Origin of the sequence: Kribbella sp. NPDC003505, from assembly GCF_040610875.1 — a bacterium.
Taxonomy (GTDB): domain Bacteria; phylum Actinomycetota; class Actinomycetes; order Propionibacteriales; family Kribbellaceae; genus Kribbella.
In genome coordinates this window covers 408,491-426,690 of the sequence record NZ_JBEXNA010000005.1, presented here as the reverse complement: position 1 = coordinate 426,690, position 18,200 = coordinate 408,491, and the positions used below count along the sequence as shown (strand labels likewise).

The window sequence follows — 18,200 nt, the reverse complement described above, 5'->3', positions numbered from 1 at the left end:
GTCGAAGCCGATGACGAGTAGAAGCACGCTCATCACCGCTGCGTTGTGGAACTGCGGCCACTGCTTCAGTTCGTCGAGCGGTTTGCGGAGCCGATCGCGGGCAACGGCGTAGGCCAACGCCGGCACAGCCACGGTGCTCGCGGCGATGACCTGTACACGGTCACCGCGAGGACCCCGCCGCCCGTGGACAGCCCGCCGGAGCCGAGGGTTGTTCGCGCCGCCGCCTTCGGCAGCGTGGAGCTTTCCGTCGCCGATAGCCACCCGGGACGCGACCCGCACGATCCTGGCAACTCACCCGGGGGAGCCGCCTCACCCCGAGCGGACGAGTTCGGGCATTCATCCTCGTCGGATGACGATGAGGATGAGGCCATCCGCACTACCTAAGCCTGACCGACACCGACAGCGGCGCAGTCATCCTGCAGGGGTGAAGCCTGAGATTGTCCGGGCGGTCAGGCTCAGGGCCATGCCGACTCCACGTGATGCCAGTGCCCCCGTCCGCGAGCAGCACCGAGCGGCGCTCGAGTCCTTGCCGCTCTCGGATACTGCCGATTTCGATGCGACCTCCCGGGGACGGATCACTGAGCTCAGCCCAGGCGTGGTGCGGGCCACGGGCGGAGAGGTGGTGTGGGACAACGATTCGTACGCGTTCCTGGACGGAGATGCGCCGGACACGGTGCACCCGAGCCTGTGGCGGCAGTCGCAACTGGTCGCGCGACAAGGGCTCTTCGAGGTGGTCGACGGCATCTACCAGGCGCGCGGCCTCGACCTGTCGAACGTCACGTTCGTCGAGGGTGAGACCGGGCTGGTGGTGATCGACCCGCTGCTGTCGGAACAGACCGCTGCCGCCGCGCTCGATCTGTACCGCAAACACCGGGGCGATCGACCCGTCCACACGGTCATCTACACCCACTCTCACGCCGACCACTTCGGCGGCGTGAAGGGCGTGGTCTCCCAGGAGGACGTGGACGCCGGACGAGTGCGGATCCTCGCCCCGGAGGGATTCACCGAGCACGCGGTCTCGGAGAATGTCTACGCCGGCACCGCGATGGGCCGACGAGCCGGGTACATGTACGGCGCGGCGTTGGCCCGAGGGCCGCGCGGCCAGGTCGGTGCCGGGCTCGGGCAGACGACCTCGACCGGAACGATCACGCTCATCGCACCGACCGACTTCATCTCCACCACCGGGCACGAGGAGACCGTCGACGGGGTGCGGATGGTGTTCCAGATGGCGCCCGACACCGAGGCGCCTTCGGAGATGCTGATCTACTTCCCCGACCACAAGGCCCTGTGCGCGGCCGAGGACGCCACCCACAACCTCCACAATCTGCTTACCCTGCGAGGCGCGCTGGTCCGCGACCCGCGTGGTTGGGCCCGCTATCTGACCGAGACTCTCGACCTGTTCGGCGCCGAGGTCGAGGTTGTCTTCGCCTCGCACCACTGGCCCACCTGGGGCAACGAGCAGGCCGTCCACTACCTCACCCTCCAGCGAGATCTGTACGCCTACCTGCACGACCAGACGCTGCGGATGCTGAACAAGGGCCTGACCGGGCCGGAGATCGCCGAGCTGATCCAACTGCCGCCCGCCCTGGAGAACGCGTGGCACACCCACGGCTACTACGGCTCGGTGAGTCACAACGTCAAGGCCATCTACCAGCGATACATGGGCTGGTTCGACGGCAACCCTGCCCACCTGTGGCAGCATCCGCCTGTCGAGGCCGCCACACGGTACGTCGAGTTCATGGGCGGCGCCGACGCGGTCGTGGCGAAGGCCCGGCGGTACTTCGACGACGGAGACTTCCGCTGGGTCGCGGAGGTCCTCAACCACGTGGTGTTCGCCGACCCTGATCACGCCGCGGCCCGCGAACTGCTCGCCGACACGTACGAGCAGCTCGGTTACGGCTCCGAGAACGGCACCTGGCGGAACTTCTATCTGTCCGGTGCCACCGAGCTCCGCGAGGGCGGCTTCGGTACTCCGACCGTGGCCGCATCCACGGACGTGATCTCCAACCTCAGCCCGGAGATGCTGTTCGACGCGTTCGCGATCCAGATCGACGGACCCCGGGCATGGGACCAGACCCTGTCCGTCGACGTCGTCCTCGAGGACGACGGCGAGCGCTACCGGCTCCGACTGTCCAACGGCGCTCTGACCTACAGCTCGGCGTCACAGCGCGGAGACGCCGACCTGACCCTGACCCTGCCTCGCGCCTCGTTACCGGCCCTCGCCGGCGCGACGACCGACTCTGCCGCACTGGCCGCGGCCGGCATCAAGGTCACCGGCGACGCGCAGATCCTCGACCGACTCTTCCGGCTTCTCGACCCCGGCGATCCGAACTTCAGCATCGTCACACCTGACTAGGGCACCTGTCAGCGGTCTGCGATTCGGCGGCAGATCGCCTCACACTTTGTGCGACACAGCGTTGCGTTGGACGGATACGAAGACCGAGTGTGGGTGCATGGGGCACAAGCGGAAGACCGAGCAGCATCAGGCTTTTGCTGATGTGGTCGAGGAGGTCCGCGCTTCCGCAGAGGTCGGCGGCGAGCCCCTGGAGATCTGGTCGCCGATCCGGGACCTCCGGTTGGTCGACGAGAGCGGCGTGCTTTGGCGGATGCGAGGCGGCGAGTTGCGGTGGAGCCGCTTGGAGCACTTGGTGCGGGACCCGGCTGTGCCTGTGCTGCATGTCTACCTCGACGAGGTCAAGGAGGTACCGACCGCGGAGCGGGAGAACCTCGTGGCGACTGTCCGGCCCTACCTGAGGACCTCGGGCGATGGACGCGCGCCCGGCGACCACACCGAGTTCGTGGCCGCCGAGTTCAAAGCTGACGACCAACGGTCATTGGTCGTCGTCGAGGAATACTGCTAGGCGCCGTCTGAGGCGAGCTTCTCGGCTCGGGCTTTGCGGAAGGCGTGCCATCTGGTCTCGGTGGGCTCGGGTGGGCCGGGGAGAAGCTTGCGTACGACGGTGGCTTCTGGGGACCAGGCGGCGGCGGGGAGTTGGCCCAGGACCTCGGTGTAGACGGAGCGGATGACCTCGGCCTGGGCGGACCAGGAGAAGCGGTGCAGGAGGTCGGGGTCGTCAGCGATGCGTTTGGCGATGCGGTCGCGGTCGGCGAGTACGGCGCTGATCGCCCGGGCGAGGCCTTCCACGTCGCCCGCGGTGTAGACGGCACCGAGGTCGAGCTCATTCACGAGATCGGCCTGCGCGGGGGTGTCGCTGGTGATGATCGGCAGGCCGGCTGCGATGTACTCGCAGAACTTGTTCGTCACCGCGATGTCGTGGTTCGGCGCGTGCAGCAGCGGGCTGAGGCCGATGCTCGCCGAGCGCAGGTACAGCGGCACGACCTCGGCGGCAACGAACGGCGCCAGGTGGACGCGGTCGCTCACGCCCAGCTCCACGGCGCGCGCCAGCAATTCCGCGGTGACGGAGTTGGCCCGCGCGACGATCGCGAGGTGTACGTCGGGGAGCTGCGGCAAGGCCTCGACGACTGTTCCGACGCCGCGGGCCCGGTTGACGCCCCCGCCGTACACGAGCAGCGGCACGTCCTCCGACAACCCGAGCAGCTCGCGTACCCCAGTGACCTCGGCGTCCACGGGCGGTTCGACCGGTGCGTTGAGTACGACGTCGGGCAGCGCGGCGAGCTTGTGGTCGCGCTGCAGCCAGCGGGCCAGCGGCTCCGACACCGTGATGACACGATCGGCGTCGCGGATGAACTCGCGCTCGAGATCGCTGTACGCCGCGACCCTGCGCGGAGCCACCACCGGTACGCCGGGAATGTACTCGTGGGCGTCGTAGATGATCTTGACCGTCCGCCCGTCCAGCGCCGCCCGGTGTGCCGCGCGTGCCGCGATGCCGAGCATGAACACGTCGTGCACGTGGATCACCTCGATCAGGAGGCGGTCGAGCAGCGGGCCCAGCGTCAGCTCCTGGTCCATCACCTCAGGCATCACCCGTCGCCAGCGGCCCGTCGGCAGGCGGCGGTGCAGGGCGAGCAGCCGCGCGCGGCGCTTGCCGATACCGAGGTCCGTGAGGTCGACGTCGCGTTGCGGGCGGCGGACGAAGTACGCCCGGGCCTGCAGTACGGCGCGGTGCAGCCGGAGTGTGCGCCAACGCGCCGCACGCTGCAGCCGCCCGAGCAGGGAACGCCGTAGCCGTCCGGACCCGTTACGCTCGTGATCGCGGCGGTCGCGGCCGCGCTCGGCACGGAGCTCGCGACTCGCGTACTGCCAGCGGCTGTAGGCCAGCAGGTACTCCGCCTCGGTGCTGAACCACGGCCGGAGGTTGGCCTTGACGATCGTCAGCCGCCTGCGCCACCCCGTCAGCAGCACCTTCGAGGGGATCGGCGGACACATCACCTGCACCTTGCCGAACTGGCGCACGCCCCGCAGCCGCCGCCCCGGGATGCCGATGCAGGTGACGTCGAGGTCCCAGTTGGCCACCGTCTGCGCGTACTTGAGCACGCGGGCGTCGGACACGATGTCGTTGCCGGCCATCATGACGACCTTGGGCCGGATCCACGACGGCTTCCAGTCGACGGGCACCGCAGCCGGCTGCTCGACGAACGACGCCAGCGCCTCGGCCGACCAGCGGCCGTCGTGCACCTTCTCGACGAACGCCGGGCCGCGCGCGGCGACCGCGCGGGCGCGCCCCGGGTCTGCGATGAGGTCGAGGACGACCTGCTCGATGGTGTCGGGTGTCGCGTCGACGATCGGGAGGTCGAGCCCCGTGTCGGCGGCTACGCGGTCGCGTACGTGCTGCGCGATGTGGCCGACCACGACCCGGCCCGCGGCCATCGCCTCGCAGGCGGCGACGCCGTAGCTGCCGATGCGGAACTGGTCGAGCACGATGTCGGCGTCCCGGTAGACGGCCGGCATGTCCGCCGGGTCGATCCCCTCGACTCGCCGGTACGTGATGAGGCCGCGCTCGGCCAGGCGCTCCATGATCGGGTCGATCAGCTCCGAGCCCTTCATGGCCGACTTGCTCGGCGCGTGCGCCACGACCGGCTTCTCGTGTTCGAGCACCGGGGCGTCGCTGCGCCAGGCGTCGACGTCGACGATCACCGGGCACCACGCCGCGTCGGGGACGTAGTCGAGGAGGTCGGGCGTGGAGACGTACACCTGGCCCGGGTACGACGTGAACAGCTCCGCGGCGCGGGTGGCGTTGCGCTCGAGCAGTTCGACGGTCTCGTCCTCGAGGTCCGGGAACGGCGACCAGGGCTCGGTCTCGACGTGCCGGCTGGGAATCCGGACGTCGGAACCGTGCGCGATGAGCGCCACGTGCAGGCCCTTGGTGAGCAGGTGCGGGATCTCGAAGGACCCGTCCGGGCCGTGCAACGGGCCGAAGACCGGGCGGGCGGCTTCGAGCAGCACGTGCGTGTAGTTGCGTACGACGTGGTTGTAGAAGTTCAGCCGCCACCTGGGATTACGCCGGTACGTACGGGCCGGTACGCCGTAGTCGACCGGGTAGTCGAGGACGCCTTTGAAGAAGGCGAACGACGTCGCTTTCGTGTTGGCCGCCCGGTTTTCGAGCGCGCGAGCCCAGCGGGTGCCCTGCCCCGCGAAGTTGGCCGGCCCGACGAGCAGCCGGACAGGCGCGTCGAGCCGCGCCGGCATCCCGTCCAGCGCCGGGATCCCGTCCCGTGGCGACGCCGCCCCGCCCGGCGGCGCCGCCTGCTCAGCCCGACCCTTGTTCGTGTTGCGATCCACTGCGGTATTCCCCCCACGCGCTCCTGCTCCCCTGCAGGAGATCAGGACTAGACCTCTTACACCTGATTAGATGTCGTGAAGGCGGGAGATGGTTGCAAATCCGCGGCAAATTGCAGCTTTTGACATTGATCGCCGGTGGTTCAGGCGCCTGGCTCAAGCAGGAGGAGACCAGCGCCCAGCCATTGGCCGGCGCCCCAGGCCTCGTAGCGCTCCACCTCGGTGAAGCCGAGCTCGGTTTTCATGGCTGCGGACACTAGCCGGACACTAGCCGCGAATACCATCCGGTGTGGACTGGAATGCCGAGGTCATTGACCAGATCGACGCGCACTGGCAGGCCCGGCTGCGGCCGAGGCTCGACGGGCTGACCGACGACGAGTACTTCTGGGAGCCGGTCGACGGCTGCTGGACGCTCAGCCGTCGGGGCGCGAGCCGTGCGCAGCTGTCATTCGGCGCGGGGGAGTTCACCTGGGACTACGGCGAGACCGTGGAGCCCGAGCCGGTCACCACGATCGCCTGGCGGCTCGGGCATCTGATCGAGGGATTCGCGGAGTCGAACGCGAAGCGGTTCGGCGGTCCGCCGGCCGATCTCGCGACATTCGAGTTCGCGGGGACCGCCGATGGAGCGCTGCGGCAACTCGACGACGTGTACGCGCGGTGGCTGGACGGCGTACGGCGCCTCGGTGACGACGGCCTCGCCCTGCCGCAGGGTCCCACCGCCCCGCCCGCGTTCGCCGACAAGCCGATCGCGCGCGTCATCCTCTACTCGAACGTCGAACTCATCCACCACGGCGCCGAGATCTGCCTGCTCCGCGACCTCTACCTGCGGCGTGCGTGATGGAGTTGGTGGCTCGGGTAGTTGATCAGGAGCGGTGGGGCGACCTGCTCGAGTTGTTCGGGCCGAGCGGCGGGACGCGCGGCTGCTGGTGCATGGCGCGTCGGTTGCCGTCCGCACAAGTTGCCGCGAACGGAAACGCCGAGAACCGCGCCGCGCTGCAGAGCTTCGTCGAGGCGGGCAGTCCGGTCGGGCTGATCGGGTACGTCGACGCGCGGCCCGCGGTCTGGTGCGCGGTCGCGCCGCGGACGGCGTACTACGCGATCATGCACTCGCGCACGCTGCCGATCGACGACCCCGGCGACGAGACGATCTGGGCGATCAACTGCCTGTTCGTGAAGCGCGGCTACCGCGGACGCGGCCTGACCGCACCGATGATCGACGCGGCCGTCGAGTACGCGCGAACCTCGGACGCCCGGATCGTCGAGGCCTACCCGGTGAAGGCGATGCCCGGCGACCCGGGCCGCGGCGTACTCAGCACCTTCCTCGGCGCCGGCTTCACGCCGTACGCCGAGAACCGCACCACAGCCAGGCGCAACATCGTCGTCCGCCGCACGCTATGAACGCCGACCACGAACTTTCCGGAAGGGGACCGTCCGGAATGGGGTTTACGGTGCAGGTATGGCTGAGGATGAGTGGGTTTCGCCGTGGTGGGAGCCGCCGCTGGCGGGGAGTGAGGCGGAGCATCTGGTCGGGGCGCTGGACCGGTTGCGGACGACGTTTCGGTACAAGGTGGACGCGCTCGACGCGGATGGGCTGAACACGCGGATCGGGGCGTCGTCGATCACGCTCGGCGGGTTGCTGAAGCATCTCGCGGCGAACGAGGACTACATGTTCGACGTGAAGTTCCGTGGCAAGCCGATGGGCGGGCCGTGGCTGGACAACGGCTGGCGGGACGACAACGACTGGGAGTTCAACTCCGCCGTCGACAACACGCCGGAGGAGTTGTACGCGCTCTGGGACGGCGCGGTCGCGCGCTCGCGGGAGACGTTGACGGCGGCGATCGCGGACGGCGGGCTCGGCCAGCCGGCGCACATCAGCTGGCCGGACGGCCGGCACCCCAGTCTGCGCCGGCTCGTCTGCGACCTGATCGAGGAGTACGGCCGCCACACCGGCCACGCCGACCTGATCCGCGAGGCCGTCGACGGCCGTGTCGGCGAGGACCCGCCGCGCGACTGGCAACCGGTCGGCGCCAAGAAGGCCTGAGCGGATCTCCAGCACTACACAACTCGCCTTCTTCGGCGCTGTCCACGCTCAGCGCGGACCGAAACCGGCGATTGATGAGTGCTGGAGATCCGCCACCGCTACTTGATCCGCTGCAGCGTCCCGTCCTCGGACACCCCGACCACCGTTTTGACGCCGTCGACGGTCAGGTTCAGGATCATCTGCGACCCCTGCCACGACGTCGTGTACGACACCGTCGCGTTGGCGCGGCTCGGCGCGATCACGGACAGGATGTTCGCGTTCTGCCCGGACCTGTTGAACTTCACCACCGGCGCCGGCACCCGCTTGTCGATCGTCAGGTAGTGCCACCCCTGGACGGGAGTCTGCTGCCCGGTCGTGACCTCGATCGGCGTGGTCTCCTGCTGGAACGGGATCTGCAGCAGCGTGGTCTTCACCCGGTCGCCCGGCCGCGCCGCCACCGCCCGATCATTGCCGCTGACAACCACCTTCTGGTCCGAGGGCAGGTGCCACAGCGTCGAGTACTGCTGGTCCGAACCCGATGTCCCGCGGTCCAGCACCACCATCAGATCGGGGTCCTTCAGCACCAGCACGCCCCGCGTCCGGTCAACCGCTCCGAGCTTGTCCTTCAGCTCGTAGAACTCCGACGTGTCCTTGATCGACGAGCGCACCAGCTTGGTGTCCGGGTGGTCGGCGGCCGTCGACGCGACGGTCAGCTCGTTGTGCGCGAACTGGCTCTTCGCCCAGCTCCGCCAGTCGTCCCACTTGTACCCGGAGTGTCCGCCGTCGATCAGGATGTCCCGCCCGCGCGACGTGTAGGTGATCGACGTGTGGTCCTCGTGCCCGTGCAGCTTCCGTGCCGGCCCGAATCGGATGCTGTACGTCGACTCCTGCGTGAACGGCCGCTTCTCGCCCCAGCCGGTCCGCCCGAAGATGTACCCGGCGTCGAAGATCCCGATCCGCTGCGTCGGCCTGATCCCGCGCGCGCCGAGCGTCCCGGCGTACTCCAGGACCGTCCCGGTGACGGGCACCGTGCGGACCACCTCGGAGTCGCCGATCTGCGGCAGGTTCCCGAGCGAGTTGGTCGCGAGCGCGAGCCACTTCGCGAGCTCCCGCCGACGCGCCGTGATCGTCGTACCGGGGTCGGCCCCGCACTTGCGCAGTACGTCGATGGCCCGTCCCCAGAGCGCGTAGTTGAACTGCGCATACGCCGTCGACTGCTCGTTCGTCGACCCCTGCGTGTCGATCGAGGTCTTGATCGCGCTGGTCAGCCGGTCCGTCGCGACCTTCTTCAGATCGTCCCGCTTCAGTGTGCAGCCGACGCCGAACAGCGCCAGGCTCTCGTCGGTGCCGTGGTTCCAGTCGCCGCTGTAGTTCTTCTGCAGGAACCACGCGTGCTGCAGCAGCGCCTTGTCCAGCCAGGCGTACGTCGCCGGCAGCTTGCTCACGCGCAGGCCCGACAGCACCGCCTGCCGCAGGCAGATCAGCACGTTGGTGCGGTGCATCGTCGACTCGTACGCACCGACGTCCGACTTCCACGAGTACGGGTTGTCGTCGACCCAGTCGCGCGCGATCGCGCTGACCCGCTGCAGCGCGGCCTTGTCGCCCTTCGCGGCCGCGTTGATCCCTTGCCCGAGCCACCGCAGCGAGTGCAGCCACATGTACCAGCTGGGGTTCTTGTCCGGGTTCATCCGCCAGTCGACGTTCCCCTTGCCGTCGCCGACCTTGGTGGGCGGCGTCGTACCCCAGGTGAAGGTGTCCTTGGCGAGGTTGGCGACCGGGTTCGCGGAGTCGATCCCGCTGTACGCCGGGCAGGTGTAGATGTTCTGCCGCGCCGGCGCCGGCGGCGGTGTCGGCGGCTCCGGGGTGTGGCTCACGGTCGGGTCGGGCGCTGCCTCGGGCTCGGAACCGCCCCACGGGATCACCAGGACGGCGCCCAGCACGGCAGCGCTCACGAGCAGCGTGATCGTGAGTCGCAGGGTCGCACCGTTCGTGCGCAGATGTCTCGCGGGCATCGTGGGTCCTCCCCGCATGCCCGAAGGCATGCCTATTCTGGCATAGACCTGAATTCGGGTGGGGCGATCCCCGGGACAAGGTCAGGTGGTGTGCGTGGTACCTCGGAAACGTGCGGCAGCTCGTCGAAGGTTGCGCCCGGCATCAACAATGCGGCCGGCCGGCTCCTGTCAGGTACGTCGCCATCGGTTCCCCCCGAGGTCGGAATGGTTCCTCTACCTCATAGATGTCGCGAGCGCCCGGAAAAGTTGCTTCGGATCGCCGACTTCGGTTCCGGTTGCCCGCACGGGCAGCGTCAGCTGTTCCGGATCGCCTGCAGGATCAGGGCGTTCCGCGCGTTCTGCCCGGCCGGGACGGTGGTGTGCCGGCCGTCGCGCAGATCCGCGTGCAGCCGCTCGGGATGTGCCGCGAGGAATTCGGCCCAGTGCACGATCCGCAGATTCGGGTGCCGCAGTGCCGCCTGTTCGAGTTGCAGGTCGATCCAACCGCTGTTGCGCTGGTCGGCGACCTGGACCGCGGCGGGCACGTCGGTCCGGGAGACCTGGACGTCGACCCAGTACACCGTCCGGTCCGGCCCGGCGATCCGGAGTGCGCGCTCGACCTGGGCCGCGAAGGCCGGCGGGTCGAAGATGTCGTTGGACCCGACCGCCATCACGATCCGCCGCGGCAGACCGTACTCACGGGCCCAGACCGCCATCGCGTCGACGGCGGCGGAGGTCGGCTGGCCGGCCCAGCTGTACTCCGCGAACGACGTGTGCAGCTGCTGTCCGAGGAGCCGGCCGAGAGCCTCGCCGTCCTGGACGGCGATGCTGTCGCCGAAGAGCACCACGCCGTTGTTCTTGACCGTCTCGCGGACCGCCGCACTGCCCGAGATGACGCGGTTGTCTGCCTGCCAGGGCCCGAGCGTGCCGGATCCGTAGTTTCCGGGGTCGACGGCCGGTGCCGCCGCCTTCGCGTGTGCGGCCGGCGCCTCGAGATGCAGCAGGGTCAGGAGGAACGCGGTCAGGACCACGATCAGAAAGGCCGAGACCGACCAGCGCTTGACGGACATGCCCACCTCCTCGCAATCCTTCACGCGGAGCCGGGCCGCGAGGTTTACCGGCTGTGCAGCGCGTCCGCGATCAGTTCGTTGCGAGCCGCGCCGCCAGCCGGCTGGCTGGTGTGCACGCCGTCGCGCAGGTACTCGGCCGGGCGGTCCGGCTGGGACATCAGGAAGCCCGACCAGTCGATGATCCGCAGGTTCGGGTGCCGGAGCGCCGCGTCCTGCAGCTGCTGGTTGATCCACGTGCTGTTGGCGAGGTCGGCATCGCGGATGGCGTCGGGCTGCTTGGTGCGGGCCACGTACACGTCCACCCAGTACACGGTCCGGTCCGGCCCGGCGATCCGGAGCGCGCGCTCGACCTGGGCGGCGAACGCGGGCGGGTCGAAGATGTCGTTCGTCCCGACCGCCATCACGATCCGCCGCGGCAGACCGTAGTCGCGCGACCACTCCTCGAGCGCGTCGACGGCCGCCGACGCCGGCTGCCCGGACCAGTCGTGGATCGCGATCGACTCGCCGGTGCGATCCGTCAGCAGCCGCTCGAGCGCGGCGCTGTCCTGGACGGCGATGCTGTCGCCGAACATGACGATCCCGTCGAACGCGAGCACGTCGCGGATCTCGTCCTCGGGGGAGATCCGGCGGGCCAGGCCGTCCCACGGACCGAGCGTCCCCGACCCCCAGCGCCCGGGGCCCTTGGACGGCGCGCTGTACGAACCGCCGACCGTACTGCCGGCGGTCATCGAGGGCGGCTCGAGGACGACGAACACCGCGCCGAGCAGGGCCAGCACCAGCAGCGTCACACCGATCGCGGCGACCGATCCCAGGAACTTCCGCAGCACGGACACCCGCTCGTGCCGCGGCTGCTGTCGTAGGTCGTGCACCACCGCGACGCCCCCCAGCCTCCGTCGTCTCCGCACACTGACATGACGCGGCGAACCCCACATTCGCTGCATGCTCCTACCCCCATGTGTTCGGAGCGAACCCCCCGGTTCCCCAGACCAGCATCCCCGACGAGCCGGATCGTGGGTAGGTTCTCGGTCATGCCGGAAGCCGATCTCCTCCGCGATCTCGAACGCACCCGCCTGGCACACCTGGTCGCCCGCCGGATCCCGGAGGCCGACGCGATCCACGCGCCGGACTTCGTCATCGTCACGCCGAGCGGCCACGCCTGGACCAAGGCGGAGTACCTGGGCGGTATCGAGACCGGCGAGATCCTTTATCGCCGGTTCGAGCCGATCACCGACATCGACGTGATGGTCGACGGCGCGGTCGCGGTCCTGCGCTACCGGTCGGCGATCGAGATCGGCGTCAACGGCCGGGAACCCGGTCCGCTCAACGCCTGGCACCTCGACTGCTACCGGCGTACGACGGACGGCTGGCAGATCCGCTGGTCCCAGGCGACGGCGCTGACCTGATGTACCGGCCGGCGGGAATGTTCCGGCGGACGCCGGAGGAGCGGGCCGACCAGGAGCTGTCCTGGCGGCGGACGGACCAGGCGTTCTTCGCCGCGGGCGCGTGTCACGTCCTCGCGTGGGAGTTCGTCGCGCGGAACCCGTCGTACGGCGTGTGCGCGGTCTGGAAGGCGGGGGAGGAGAACCCGTCCCACGTGATCGCGACCGACGGGACGTGGGCGTTCGATCACGACGGGTGGACGTTGCTGGACGAGCTGCTCGCGGCGACCGCGGCGTACGAGCCGGACGCGGCCTGGGACCTCGTCCCGGTCACGTCCGATCTCGCCACCTTCTGTGCGCAGAACTACCACCGGCCGCCGGAGCTGTACCACGAGGATCCCCGGCCCCGGGCCCGCGCGTACCTGGACCGCTTCCCGTCTCGCCCGCCGGGCTGATCAGCCGGCTCGCTCCGCCTCGCTGCGCTCGACGCAGAACTCGTTGCCTTCGAGGTCCTTCATCGTGACCCAGCCGCGGCCGTCAGGGACCCGGTGGTCCTCGTGGACGGTGCCGCCGAGGGACAGGATCCGCTCGACCTCCTCGTCCCGCGTCCGCTCGGTCGGGGCCCAGTCGAAGTGCACCCGGTTCTTCACCGTCTTCCCCTCCGGGACCGCGATGAACAGCAGCCCGGGCACCGGTGCCGGCGCCTGCAGCAGCACCTCGGTGTCGCCCGGCTCGTCCCCGTCCGCCACCGGCCAGCCGGTCACGGCACTCCAGAACTTCGCGAGCTCGTACGGGTTCCCGGCATCGATCGTGACATGTCGCAACATCATGGCCAGACCTTAACCGCACTGCGGGTTTCGAAGGGGTCGCGAACTGTCCGCGGCCGGGTCTACTGTGCGGAGCATGGGGGCCGGGCCAGAAGGGCCGGCCGAGATGGGGGAAGGACAAACCGATGGCATCCCGGCTCAATCCGTACATCCAGTTCGACGGCGACGCACGCGCCGCGATGGAGTTCTACCAGAGCGTCTTCGGCGGTGACCTGTCCGCGAACACCTTCAAGGAGTTCGGCACCGGTCACGGTCCGCAGGACGACGAGAAGCTGATGCACAGCCAGCTCGAGACCCCGAGCGGATTCACGCTGATGGCGTCCGACACGCCGCAAGGCATGCCGTACAACCCCGGCCAGAACATCGCGATCAGCCTCAGCGGCGAGGGCGACGAGCTGCGTGGGTACTGGGAGAAGCTCTCCGCCGGTGACGCCAAGGTGACGGTTCCGCTCGAGAAGCAGATGTGGGGCGACGAGTTCGGCATGGTCACCGACCGGTTCGGCATCAACTGGATGGTGAACATCGCCGCGGCGGGCTGAGGCTCGGCCTCCCCGGGGAAATCCGGTGTCCCCGGGGAGACCTCGCGGCTACCTTGATCCGGTATGGGACTCAATGACGTGCTCTACGACCCCATCCGGCACAACAACTGGGCGACCGCCAGTCTGATCGACTTCTGCCGTGCGCAGAACCTGACCGCCGATCAGCTCCAGATCACCGGCGTCGGCACGTACGGCGGCATTCTCGCGACGCTCGACCACATCGTGCGCTGCGACGGCAGCTACGTGCGCCGGATCGCGGACCGGCCGCTAGACTTCGTCGACAGCGAACCGGCGGCCGACCTGGAGACGCTCGCCCGCTGGAACGCCGAGGCCGGCGATCTCTGGGAGTACTTCCTGACCCAGCCGTTCGACGTCGAACGCGTGATCATCGTCGACGACAACACCCGCGGCACACGGGCCGGCATCTTCGTCGCACAGGCGATCAACCACGCCAACCACCACCGCGAGCAGGTCTGCGCCATCCTCACCGGGCTCGGCATCGAGCCGCCGGACATCCAGGCCTGGGAGTACGCCTGGACCAGCCGGCGGATCTGGGACCTGGACGAGACGCCGGTCTAGGCCCTAGCCGGCCGCGACCGCCGACATCAGGCCCGGCTCGTAGGAGCCGCCGAGCTGGTTGAGCGTCACGGCGAGCCGGTTGGTCGCGTTGATCATCGCGATCAGCGTGACGAGCGCGATCAGCTGGTCCTCGTCGTAGTACTTGCCCGCCCGGGCCCACGTCTCGTCCGAGACGCCTCCGGGGAGTTCGGACAGTCGCGTCGCCTCCTCGGTGAGCGCCAAAGCGGCCTGCTCCTCCTCGGTGAAGACGGTCGAGTGCCGCCAGCCCGCGACGAGGTTCAGCCGGGTCGCGGTCTCGCCTTCGGCCGCGGCCTCCTTGGCGTGGATGTCGATGCAGTTTCCACAGCCGTTGATCTGACTGGCCCGGAGCATCACCAGATTCTGGGTGGTGTGCGACAGGCCGGCCTGCTGCAGCAGGGTGTGGACGGCGAACAGCCGCTTCGCCAGTTTGCCGCCGAGTTCGTTCTGCATCAGGTCGATACGGGGTTCCATCGTTCGTCGTCCTCACTCATGGGATCTACTGGATGACCACGAGATGCCGCGGGCGCGGCCCCCGTGACGGTCCGCCGACGTGACGAGCGCCATACGGACGCAGCTGTCACAGGATCCGGCCGGGCGGCATCTGGTGGGTGTCATCCGTGCGTACGAGGGAGTCCAGCCCATGACCGGTACCGACCGGGCCACCGAGGCCTTCGTTGCTCATCGCAACCTGCTGTTCACCGTCGCCTACGAGCTCCTCGGTTCTGCCGCGGACGCCGAGGACGTGCTGCAGGAGACGTGGCTGCGGTGGGTCGGTGTGGACCTCGACACGGTGCTGGACCAGCGCGCGTACCTGGTCCGGATCGCCAGCCGCCAGGCCCTGCAACGCCTGCGCACGCTCGGCCGCCGCAAGGAGTCGTACGTCGGACCGTGGCTGCCGGAGCCGCTGCTCACCGCGCCCGACGTCGCCGAGGACGTCGAGCTCGCCGACAGCGTCTCGATGGCGATGATGCTGGTTCTGGAGACCCTCAAACCGACCGAGCGGGCGGTCTTCGTCCTCCGTGAGGTGTTCGGCCTCGACTACGACGAGATCGCGAAAGCCGTCGACAAGACCCCTGACGCCGTCCGCCAGATCGCGCACCGGGCTCGCTCGCATGTCGCCGCCCGCCGCCCGCGCGGCGTCGTGTCCGCCGACCAGACCCGCGATGCCATCGACGCGTTCCAGCGCGCCGTGAACACCGGCGACCTGCAGGGGCTGGTCGACATCCTGGCGCCCGACGTCGTCTTCCTCGGCGACGGCGGCGGCGTCGTCCAGGCGCTCCCGCGCCCGGTCGTCGGCGCCGAGAAGGTGGCCCGCCTGCTGGCCCTGGCCGTGGAACGCCTGGCCGAAGGCTCGCTGGAGACGACCCAGATCAACGGGCAGCCGGCCCTCATCCTGCGCTTCACCGACGAGGTCGACACCGTCACCGTCCTGCACGTAGAGGACGGCAAGATCGCCGGCCTCTACGCCGTCCGCAACCCGGCCAAGCTGTCCCACCTCACCGACGAGACGTTCTTGACCCGCTAACTGACGTCGGGGCGGGTCATCAGCGGTGCCCGCAGATGCAGCTTCAGGTCGGGCGTGGTCAGTGGTACGGCGTTCCACTTCGCGGTGGCCGTTCCGCCGTCGATCGCCAGGCGAACCCGGTGCGGGGTGGTGACGACGTAGAGATCGGCGACGAACGTTTCGCCCTGCCAGGCGCCGGCCGCCACGATCGGGCGACCGAGCGGTGAGCACTCGCGCCACTCGCCGTACCCGACCTCGATCTCCAGGTCCGATCCGAGTCTCAGTAGCCAACCGCCGTCCGCTGGAGTGAGGACCACCCGGGTTCCGTCGGGCACAGGGGACTCCGTGGCGGAGCCGTCGGCCTTCGCCTCCACGGATCGCTCAGGACCGGCCGAGCCCAACACCTGCGTCAGTGACAACCGGCGTAGCCGCTCGGCGAGAACCTCGTCGTCCTCGGCACTGCCCGGGTCGTCCAGACCGGGAAACAGACAGTCCCAGAACAGACCCGGCAGCGCGTCCGTCGGATCGACGCAGCCCGTCACGACGATCACGAGCTCGTGCTCCGGGACAACCACGCAGGACTGGCCGAACGAACCGTGACCGTGGTACCCGTGCCGCGAGATCCAGAACTGGTAGCCGTATCCGGACTCGAAATCTGGGTTCCGCGACCAGTTCGGGAGCGGAAGGGTGTCGACGTGCCGGCTCGTCGCGAGTTCCACCCACTCACGCGGGACGAGTTGCCGGTCGCCCCAACGGCCGCCGCGTAACAGCAGTTCGCCGAACGCCGCGACCGCCTCGGTCGTGAGGTGCAGGCCGTGGAACCCGAACGCGGCGCCGCTCGCCACCCGGTCCCACTCGGCGTGGTCGATCCCCATCGGCGTGAACAGCCGCTCGTCGAGCAACCCCCGGAGGTCGCGGCCCGTGACCTTCTCCACCATTCGGGCGAGGACATACGTGGTCGAGTTGTCGTACACGTGCCGGGTGCCCTCGGGGTCCGGGAACGGCGTCCGGAGGAACCCCTTCACCAGGTCGTCCGGCTCCAGCTGCCACGCCTCGGTCAGGCTGTCCTCACGGTTCCCGACCGTCATCGACAGCAGATGGTGGACCGTGAGGCGGCGTGCCCGCTCCGAGATACCGTCCGGAACACGGTCGGGCAGTACGTCGACCACCCGATCGTCCAGCGACAGCAGTCCGTCGCTGATCGCGAGTCCCACGGCGATGGACGTGAACGACTTGGTCAGCGAGTAGAGCAGATGCGGGCGCTCGGCGGAGTACGGCGCCCACCAGCCCTCGGCGACGACGTGCCCGCGGTGCACGACCATGATCGAGTGGCACTCGACGGCGCGCTCCTCGAGCCGATCCAGCAGCAGACCGACCGCGCGAGCCGACATCCCCGCATCGCGCGGCGACGAGCGCGGCAACAGCTGACCCTGAGCAGACACCCAGGCACCCTAAGCCGGACGGGCCACGGTTGGCGCGTGACTTTCTTGCTGCCCCTACAACTGTTGCGGAGCAGGGTGATGAGGACGGTCCCGATCCCGATTCACAGGTGGGCGGATTCGGGGACGGGGGTCAGCGGGGTGCCCTTGGAGAAGTAGGTGAGGAGGTTTTGCACGACCAGGTCGGCCATCGCGTTTCGCGTGGGGACGGTCGCGGAGCCTACGTGGGGGAGGAGGACAGCGTTCGGGAGCGTGAGGAGGTCGGGGTGGACCTTGGGTTCGTGTTCGAAGACGTCCAGGCCGGCGGCGTGGATGGTGTTGGTGCGGAGGGCGTCGACGAGAGCCTGCTCGTCGACCACGGTGCCGCGGGCGACGTTGATCACGATGCCTTCGGGCCCCAGCGCCTCGAGTACGTCGGCATTCACCAGGTGGCGGGTGCTGTCGCCGCCGGGGATGACGATCATCAAGATGTCGACGGCGGCGGCCATGTCGACGAGCGACGGGTAGTACTCGTACGGGACGTCCTTGGCGTTGCGGTTGTGGTAGGCAACGGTGATGCCGAACGGCTGGACGCGGTCGGCGATCGCCTGCCCGATCCGGCCGAGGCCGAGGATGCCCATCCGGCGGCCGTGCATCGTTGCGCGGGTCAACGGGTACGGGCGGCCGTCGGCCCACCGGCCGTCGCGCAGGTACCGCTCGGCCTGCCCGAGCTCGCGCACCGTCATCAGCAGCAGCCCGAGGGCGGTGTCGGCGACCTCGTCGTCCAGGACGCCCGGCGTGTTCGTGACGACGACGCCGCGCTCGGCAGCCGCCACGGCGTCGATCCGGTCGTACCCGACGCCGAAGCTCGCCACCAGGCGTACGGCGGGCAGCCGGTCGAGCCACGGCCCGTCGATCGCCGTACCGCCGGTGGCGACGGCGACGATCTCGTCCCGGCGGGCCGCGAGGACGGCGTCCGGGTCGCTCTCCTCCCACAGCCGGATCAGCTCGCAGTGACCCTCCAAGCCGGCGGCGACGGCGTCGTTCATCGGTCCTGGCATCAGCACGACTGGTAGTCCCATGGCCTCATCCTTGTCGACGGCCGCGACCGGTGCCAGGAACCCGACCAGCATCTGAACCGAACCCGAAGTTCG

The 18,200-nt window shown here is 69.2% G+C and carries 18 protein-coding genes; 10 read left to right on the top strand and 8 right to left on the bottom strand.

Translation table 11 applies throughout. The annotated features are described in order from the left end of the window. Positions 1–622 precede the first annotated feature (622 nt). Both ABZX12_RS19995 and ABZX12_RS19990 read left to right on the top strand, forming a co-directional pair. On the top strand, positions 623–2,356 hold the full coding sequence (locus ABZX12_RS19995; RefSeq protein ID WP_355695038.1) for an alkyl sulfatase dimerization domain-containing protein: 1,734 nt from the start codon (positions 623–625) through the stop codon (positions 2,354–2,356). Positions 2,357–2,453: 97 nt separating this feature from the next. After that, positions 2,454–2,861 (top strand): hypothetical protein, encoded by a 408-nt coding sequence (locus ABZX12_RS19990; RefSeq protein WP_355695036.1) that lies wholly within the window; start codon positions 2,454–2,456, stop codon positions 2,859–2,861. On the opposite strand, the gene ABZX12_RS19985 is transcribed toward ABZX12_RS19990, so the two are convergent. Then, positions 2,858–5,701, bottom strand: coding sequence for a glycosyltransferase (locus tag ABZX12_RS19985; protein WP_355695034.1), 2,844 nt, complete (start codon positions 5,699–5,701; stop codon positions 2,858–2,860). The two genes, ABZX12_RS19990 and ABZX12_RS19985, sit on opposite strands and share 4 nt — an antisense overlap. A gap of 286 nt (positions 5,702–5,987) precedes the next feature. On the opposite strand from ABZX12_RS19985, the gene ABZX12_RS19980 reads away from it, so the two are divergent. The 3 genes from ABZX12_RS19980 to ABZX12_RS19970 are packed head-to-tail and all read left to right on the top strand — an operon-like array spanning position 5,988 to position 7,739. Then, positions 5,988–6,536: a DinB family protein gene (locus ABZX12_RS19980; RefSeq protein ID WP_355695032.1), complete on the top strand. Its 549-nt coding sequence runs from the start codon at positions 5,988–5,990 to the stop codon at positions 6,534–6,536. 8 nt (positions 6,537–6,544) lie between these two features. Next, positions 6,545–7,096, top strand: a complete 552-nt coding sequence (locus ABZX12_RS19975; protein WP_355695030.1) for a GNAT family N-acetyltransferase — start codon at positions 6,545–6,547, stop codon at positions 7,094–7,096. Between the two features lie 58 nt (positions 7,097–7,154). Beyond that, positions 7,155–7,739, top strand: coding sequence for a DUF664 domain-containing protein (locus ABZX12_RS19970; protein WP_355695028.1), 585 nt, complete (start codon positions 7,155–7,157; stop codon positions 7,737–7,739). 98 nt (positions 7,740–7,837) lie between these two features. Here ABZX12_RS19970 and ABZX12_RS19965 read toward each other — a convergent pair whose 3' ends face one another. From ABZX12_RS19965 to ABZX12_RS19955, 3 genes are all read right to left on the bottom strand, one after another. After that, the gene (locus ABZX12_RS19965) at positions 7,838–9,730 is read right to left on the bottom strand and encodes a heparinase II/III family protein (RefSeq protein ID WP_355695026.1); all 1,893 of its coding nucleotides are present in this window, start codon (positions 9,728–9,730) and stop codon (positions 7,838–7,840) included. A gap of 293 nt (positions 9,731–10,023) precedes the next feature. Next, positions 10,024–10,779 (bottom strand): hypothetical protein, encoded by a 756-nt coding sequence (locus ABZX12_RS19960; RefSeq protein WP_355695025.1) that lies wholly within the window; start codon positions 10,777–10,779, stop codon positions 10,024–10,026. A 44-nt stretch (positions 10,780–10,823) separates the two neighbouring features. Then, positions 10,824–11,648, bottom strand: a complete 825-nt coding sequence (locus ABZX12_RS19955; protein ID WP_355695024.1) for a GDSL-type esterase/lipase family protein — start codon at positions 11,646–11,648, stop codon at positions 10,824–10,826. A 159-nt stretch (positions 11,649–11,807) separates the two neighbouring features. On the opposite strand from ABZX12_RS19955, the gene ABZX12_RS19950 reads away from it, so the two are divergent. Then, positions 11,808–12,182 (top strand): nuclear transport factor 2 family protein, encoded by a 375-nt coding sequence (locus ABZX12_RS19950; RefSeq protein ID WP_355695022.1) that lies wholly within the window; start codon positions 11,808–11,810, stop codon positions 12,180–12,182. Next, positions 12,182–12,613, top strand: a complete 432-nt coding sequence (locus ABZX12_RS19945) for a hypothetical protein (protein WP_355695020.1) — start codon at positions 12,182–12,184, stop codon at positions 12,611–12,613. The genes ABZX12_RS19950 and ABZX12_RS19945 overlap by 1 nt, the downstream gene beginning before the upstream one ends. On the opposite strand, the gene ABZX12_RS19940 is transcribed toward ABZX12_RS19945, so the two are convergent. Beyond that, a complete protein-coding gene (locus ABZX12_RS19940) occupies positions 12,614–12,988 on the bottom strand; it encodes a VOC family protein (protein WP_355695018.1) in 375 nt (124 codons plus the stop codon). A gap of 122 nt (positions 12,989–13,110) precedes the next feature. On the opposite strand from ABZX12_RS19940, the gene ABZX12_RS19935 reads away from it, so the two are divergent. Together ABZX12_RS19935 and ABZX12_RS19930 are read left to right on the top strand one after the other, a co-directional pair. Then, the gene (locus ABZX12_RS19935) at positions 13,111–13,524 is read left to right on the top strand and encodes a VOC family protein (RefSeq protein ID WP_355695016.1); all 414 of its coding nucleotides are present in this window, start codon (positions 13,111–13,113) and stop codon (positions 13,522–13,524) included. A gap of 63 nt (positions 13,525–13,587) precedes the next feature. Continuing rightward, complete coding sequence (locus tag ABZX12_RS19930) at positions 13,588–14,103, top strand: DinB family protein (protein ID WP_355695015.1); 516 nt, start codon at positions 13,588–13,590, stop codon at positions 14,101–14,103. Positions 14,104–14,106: 3 nt separating this feature from the next. Here the strand turns inward: ABZX12_RS19930 and ABZX12_RS19925 are convergent, their stop codons facing one another. Continuing rightward, entirely contained in the window at positions 14,107–14,595 is a 489-nt protein-coding gene (locus tag ABZX12_RS19925) for a carboxymuconolactone decarboxylase family protein (protein WP_355695013.1), read from the bottom strand. A gap of 169 nt (positions 14,596–14,764) precedes the next feature. Here ABZX12_RS19925 and ABZX12_RS19920 point away from each other — a divergent pair, with 169 nt between their 5' ends. Then, positions 14,765–15,649 carry an RNA polymerase sigma-70 factor gene (locus ABZX12_RS19920; protein WP_355695011.1) on the top strand — a complete coding sequence of 295 codons (885 nt, stop codon included), beginning with the start codon at positions 14,765–14,767 and terminating at the stop codon, positions 15,647–15,649. On the opposite strand, the gene ABZX12_RS19915 is transcribed toward ABZX12_RS19920, so the two are convergent. Together ABZX12_RS19915 and ABZX12_RS19910 are read right to left on the bottom strand one after the other, a co-directional pair. Beyond that, on the bottom strand, positions 15,646–17,070 hold the full coding sequence (locus ABZX12_RS19915) for a serine hydrolase domain-containing protein (protein ID WP_355695010.1): 1,425 nt from the start codon (positions 17,068–17,070) through the stop codon (positions 15,646–15,648). The two genes, ABZX12_RS19920 and ABZX12_RS19915, sit on opposite strands and share 4 nt — an antisense overlap. A gap of 101 nt (positions 17,071–17,171) precedes the next feature. Beyond that, positions 17,172–18,128: a 2-hydroxyacid dehydrogenase gene (locus tag ABZX12_RS19910; protein ID WP_355695009.1), complete on the bottom strand. Its 957-nt coding sequence runs from the start codon at positions 18,126–18,128 to the stop codon at positions 17,172–17,174. Between the last annotated feature and the right edge of the window lie 72 nt (positions 18,129–18,200).

Excerpts from the sequence above, each read along its gene's own strand:
- ABZX12_RS19990 (WP_355695036.1), top strand. The coding sequence starts at position 2,454 with ATGGGGCACAAGCGGAAGACCGAGCAGCATCAGGCTTTTGCTGATGTG.
- ABZX12_RS19970 (WP_355695028.1), top strand. The coding sequence starts at position 7,155 with ATGGCTGAGGATGAGTGGGTTTCGCCGTGGTGGGAGCCGCCGCTGGCG.
- ABZX12_RS19965 (WP_355695026.1), bottom strand. The coding sequence starts at position 9,730 with ATGCCCGCGAGACATCTGCGCACGAACGGTGCGACCCTGCGACTCACG.
- ABZX12_RS19960 (WP_355695025.1), bottom strand. The coding sequence starts at position 10,779 with ATGTCCGTCAAGCGCTGGTCGGTCTCGGCCTTTCTGATCGTGGTCCTG.
- ABZX12_RS19950 (WP_355695022.1), top strand. The coding sequence starts at position 11,808 with ATGCCGGAAGCCGATCTCCTCCGCGATCTCGAACGCACCCGCCTGGCA.
- ABZX12_RS19945 (WP_355695020.1), top strand. The coding sequence starts at position 12,182 with ATGTACCGGCCGGCGGGAATGTTCCGGCGGACGCCGGAGGAGCGGGCC.
- ABZX12_RS19940 (WP_355695018.1), bottom strand. The coding sequence starts at position 12,988 with ATGATGTTGCGACATGTCACGATCGATGCCGGGAACCCGTACGAGCTC.
- ABZX12_RS19935 (WP_355695016.1), top strand. The coding sequence starts at position 13,111 with ATGGCATCCCGGCTCAATCCGTACATCCAGTTCGACGGCGACGCACGC.
- ABZX12_RS19930 (WP_355695015.1), top strand. The coding sequence starts at position 13,588 with ATGGGACTCAATGACGTGCTCTACGACCCCATCCGGCACAACAACTGG.
- ABZX12_RS19925 (WP_355695013.1), bottom strand. The coding sequence starts at position 14,595 with ATGGAACCCCGTATCGACCTGATGCAGAACGAACTCGGCGGCAAACTG.
- ABZX12_RS19920 (WP_355695011.1), top strand. The coding sequence starts at position 14,765 with ATGACCGGTACCGACCGGGCCACCGAGGCCTTCGTTGCTCATCGCAAC.
- ABZX12_RS19910 (WP_355695009.1), bottom strand. The coding sequence starts at position 18,128 with ATGGGACTACCAGTCGTGCTGATGCCAGGACCGATGAACGACGCCGTC.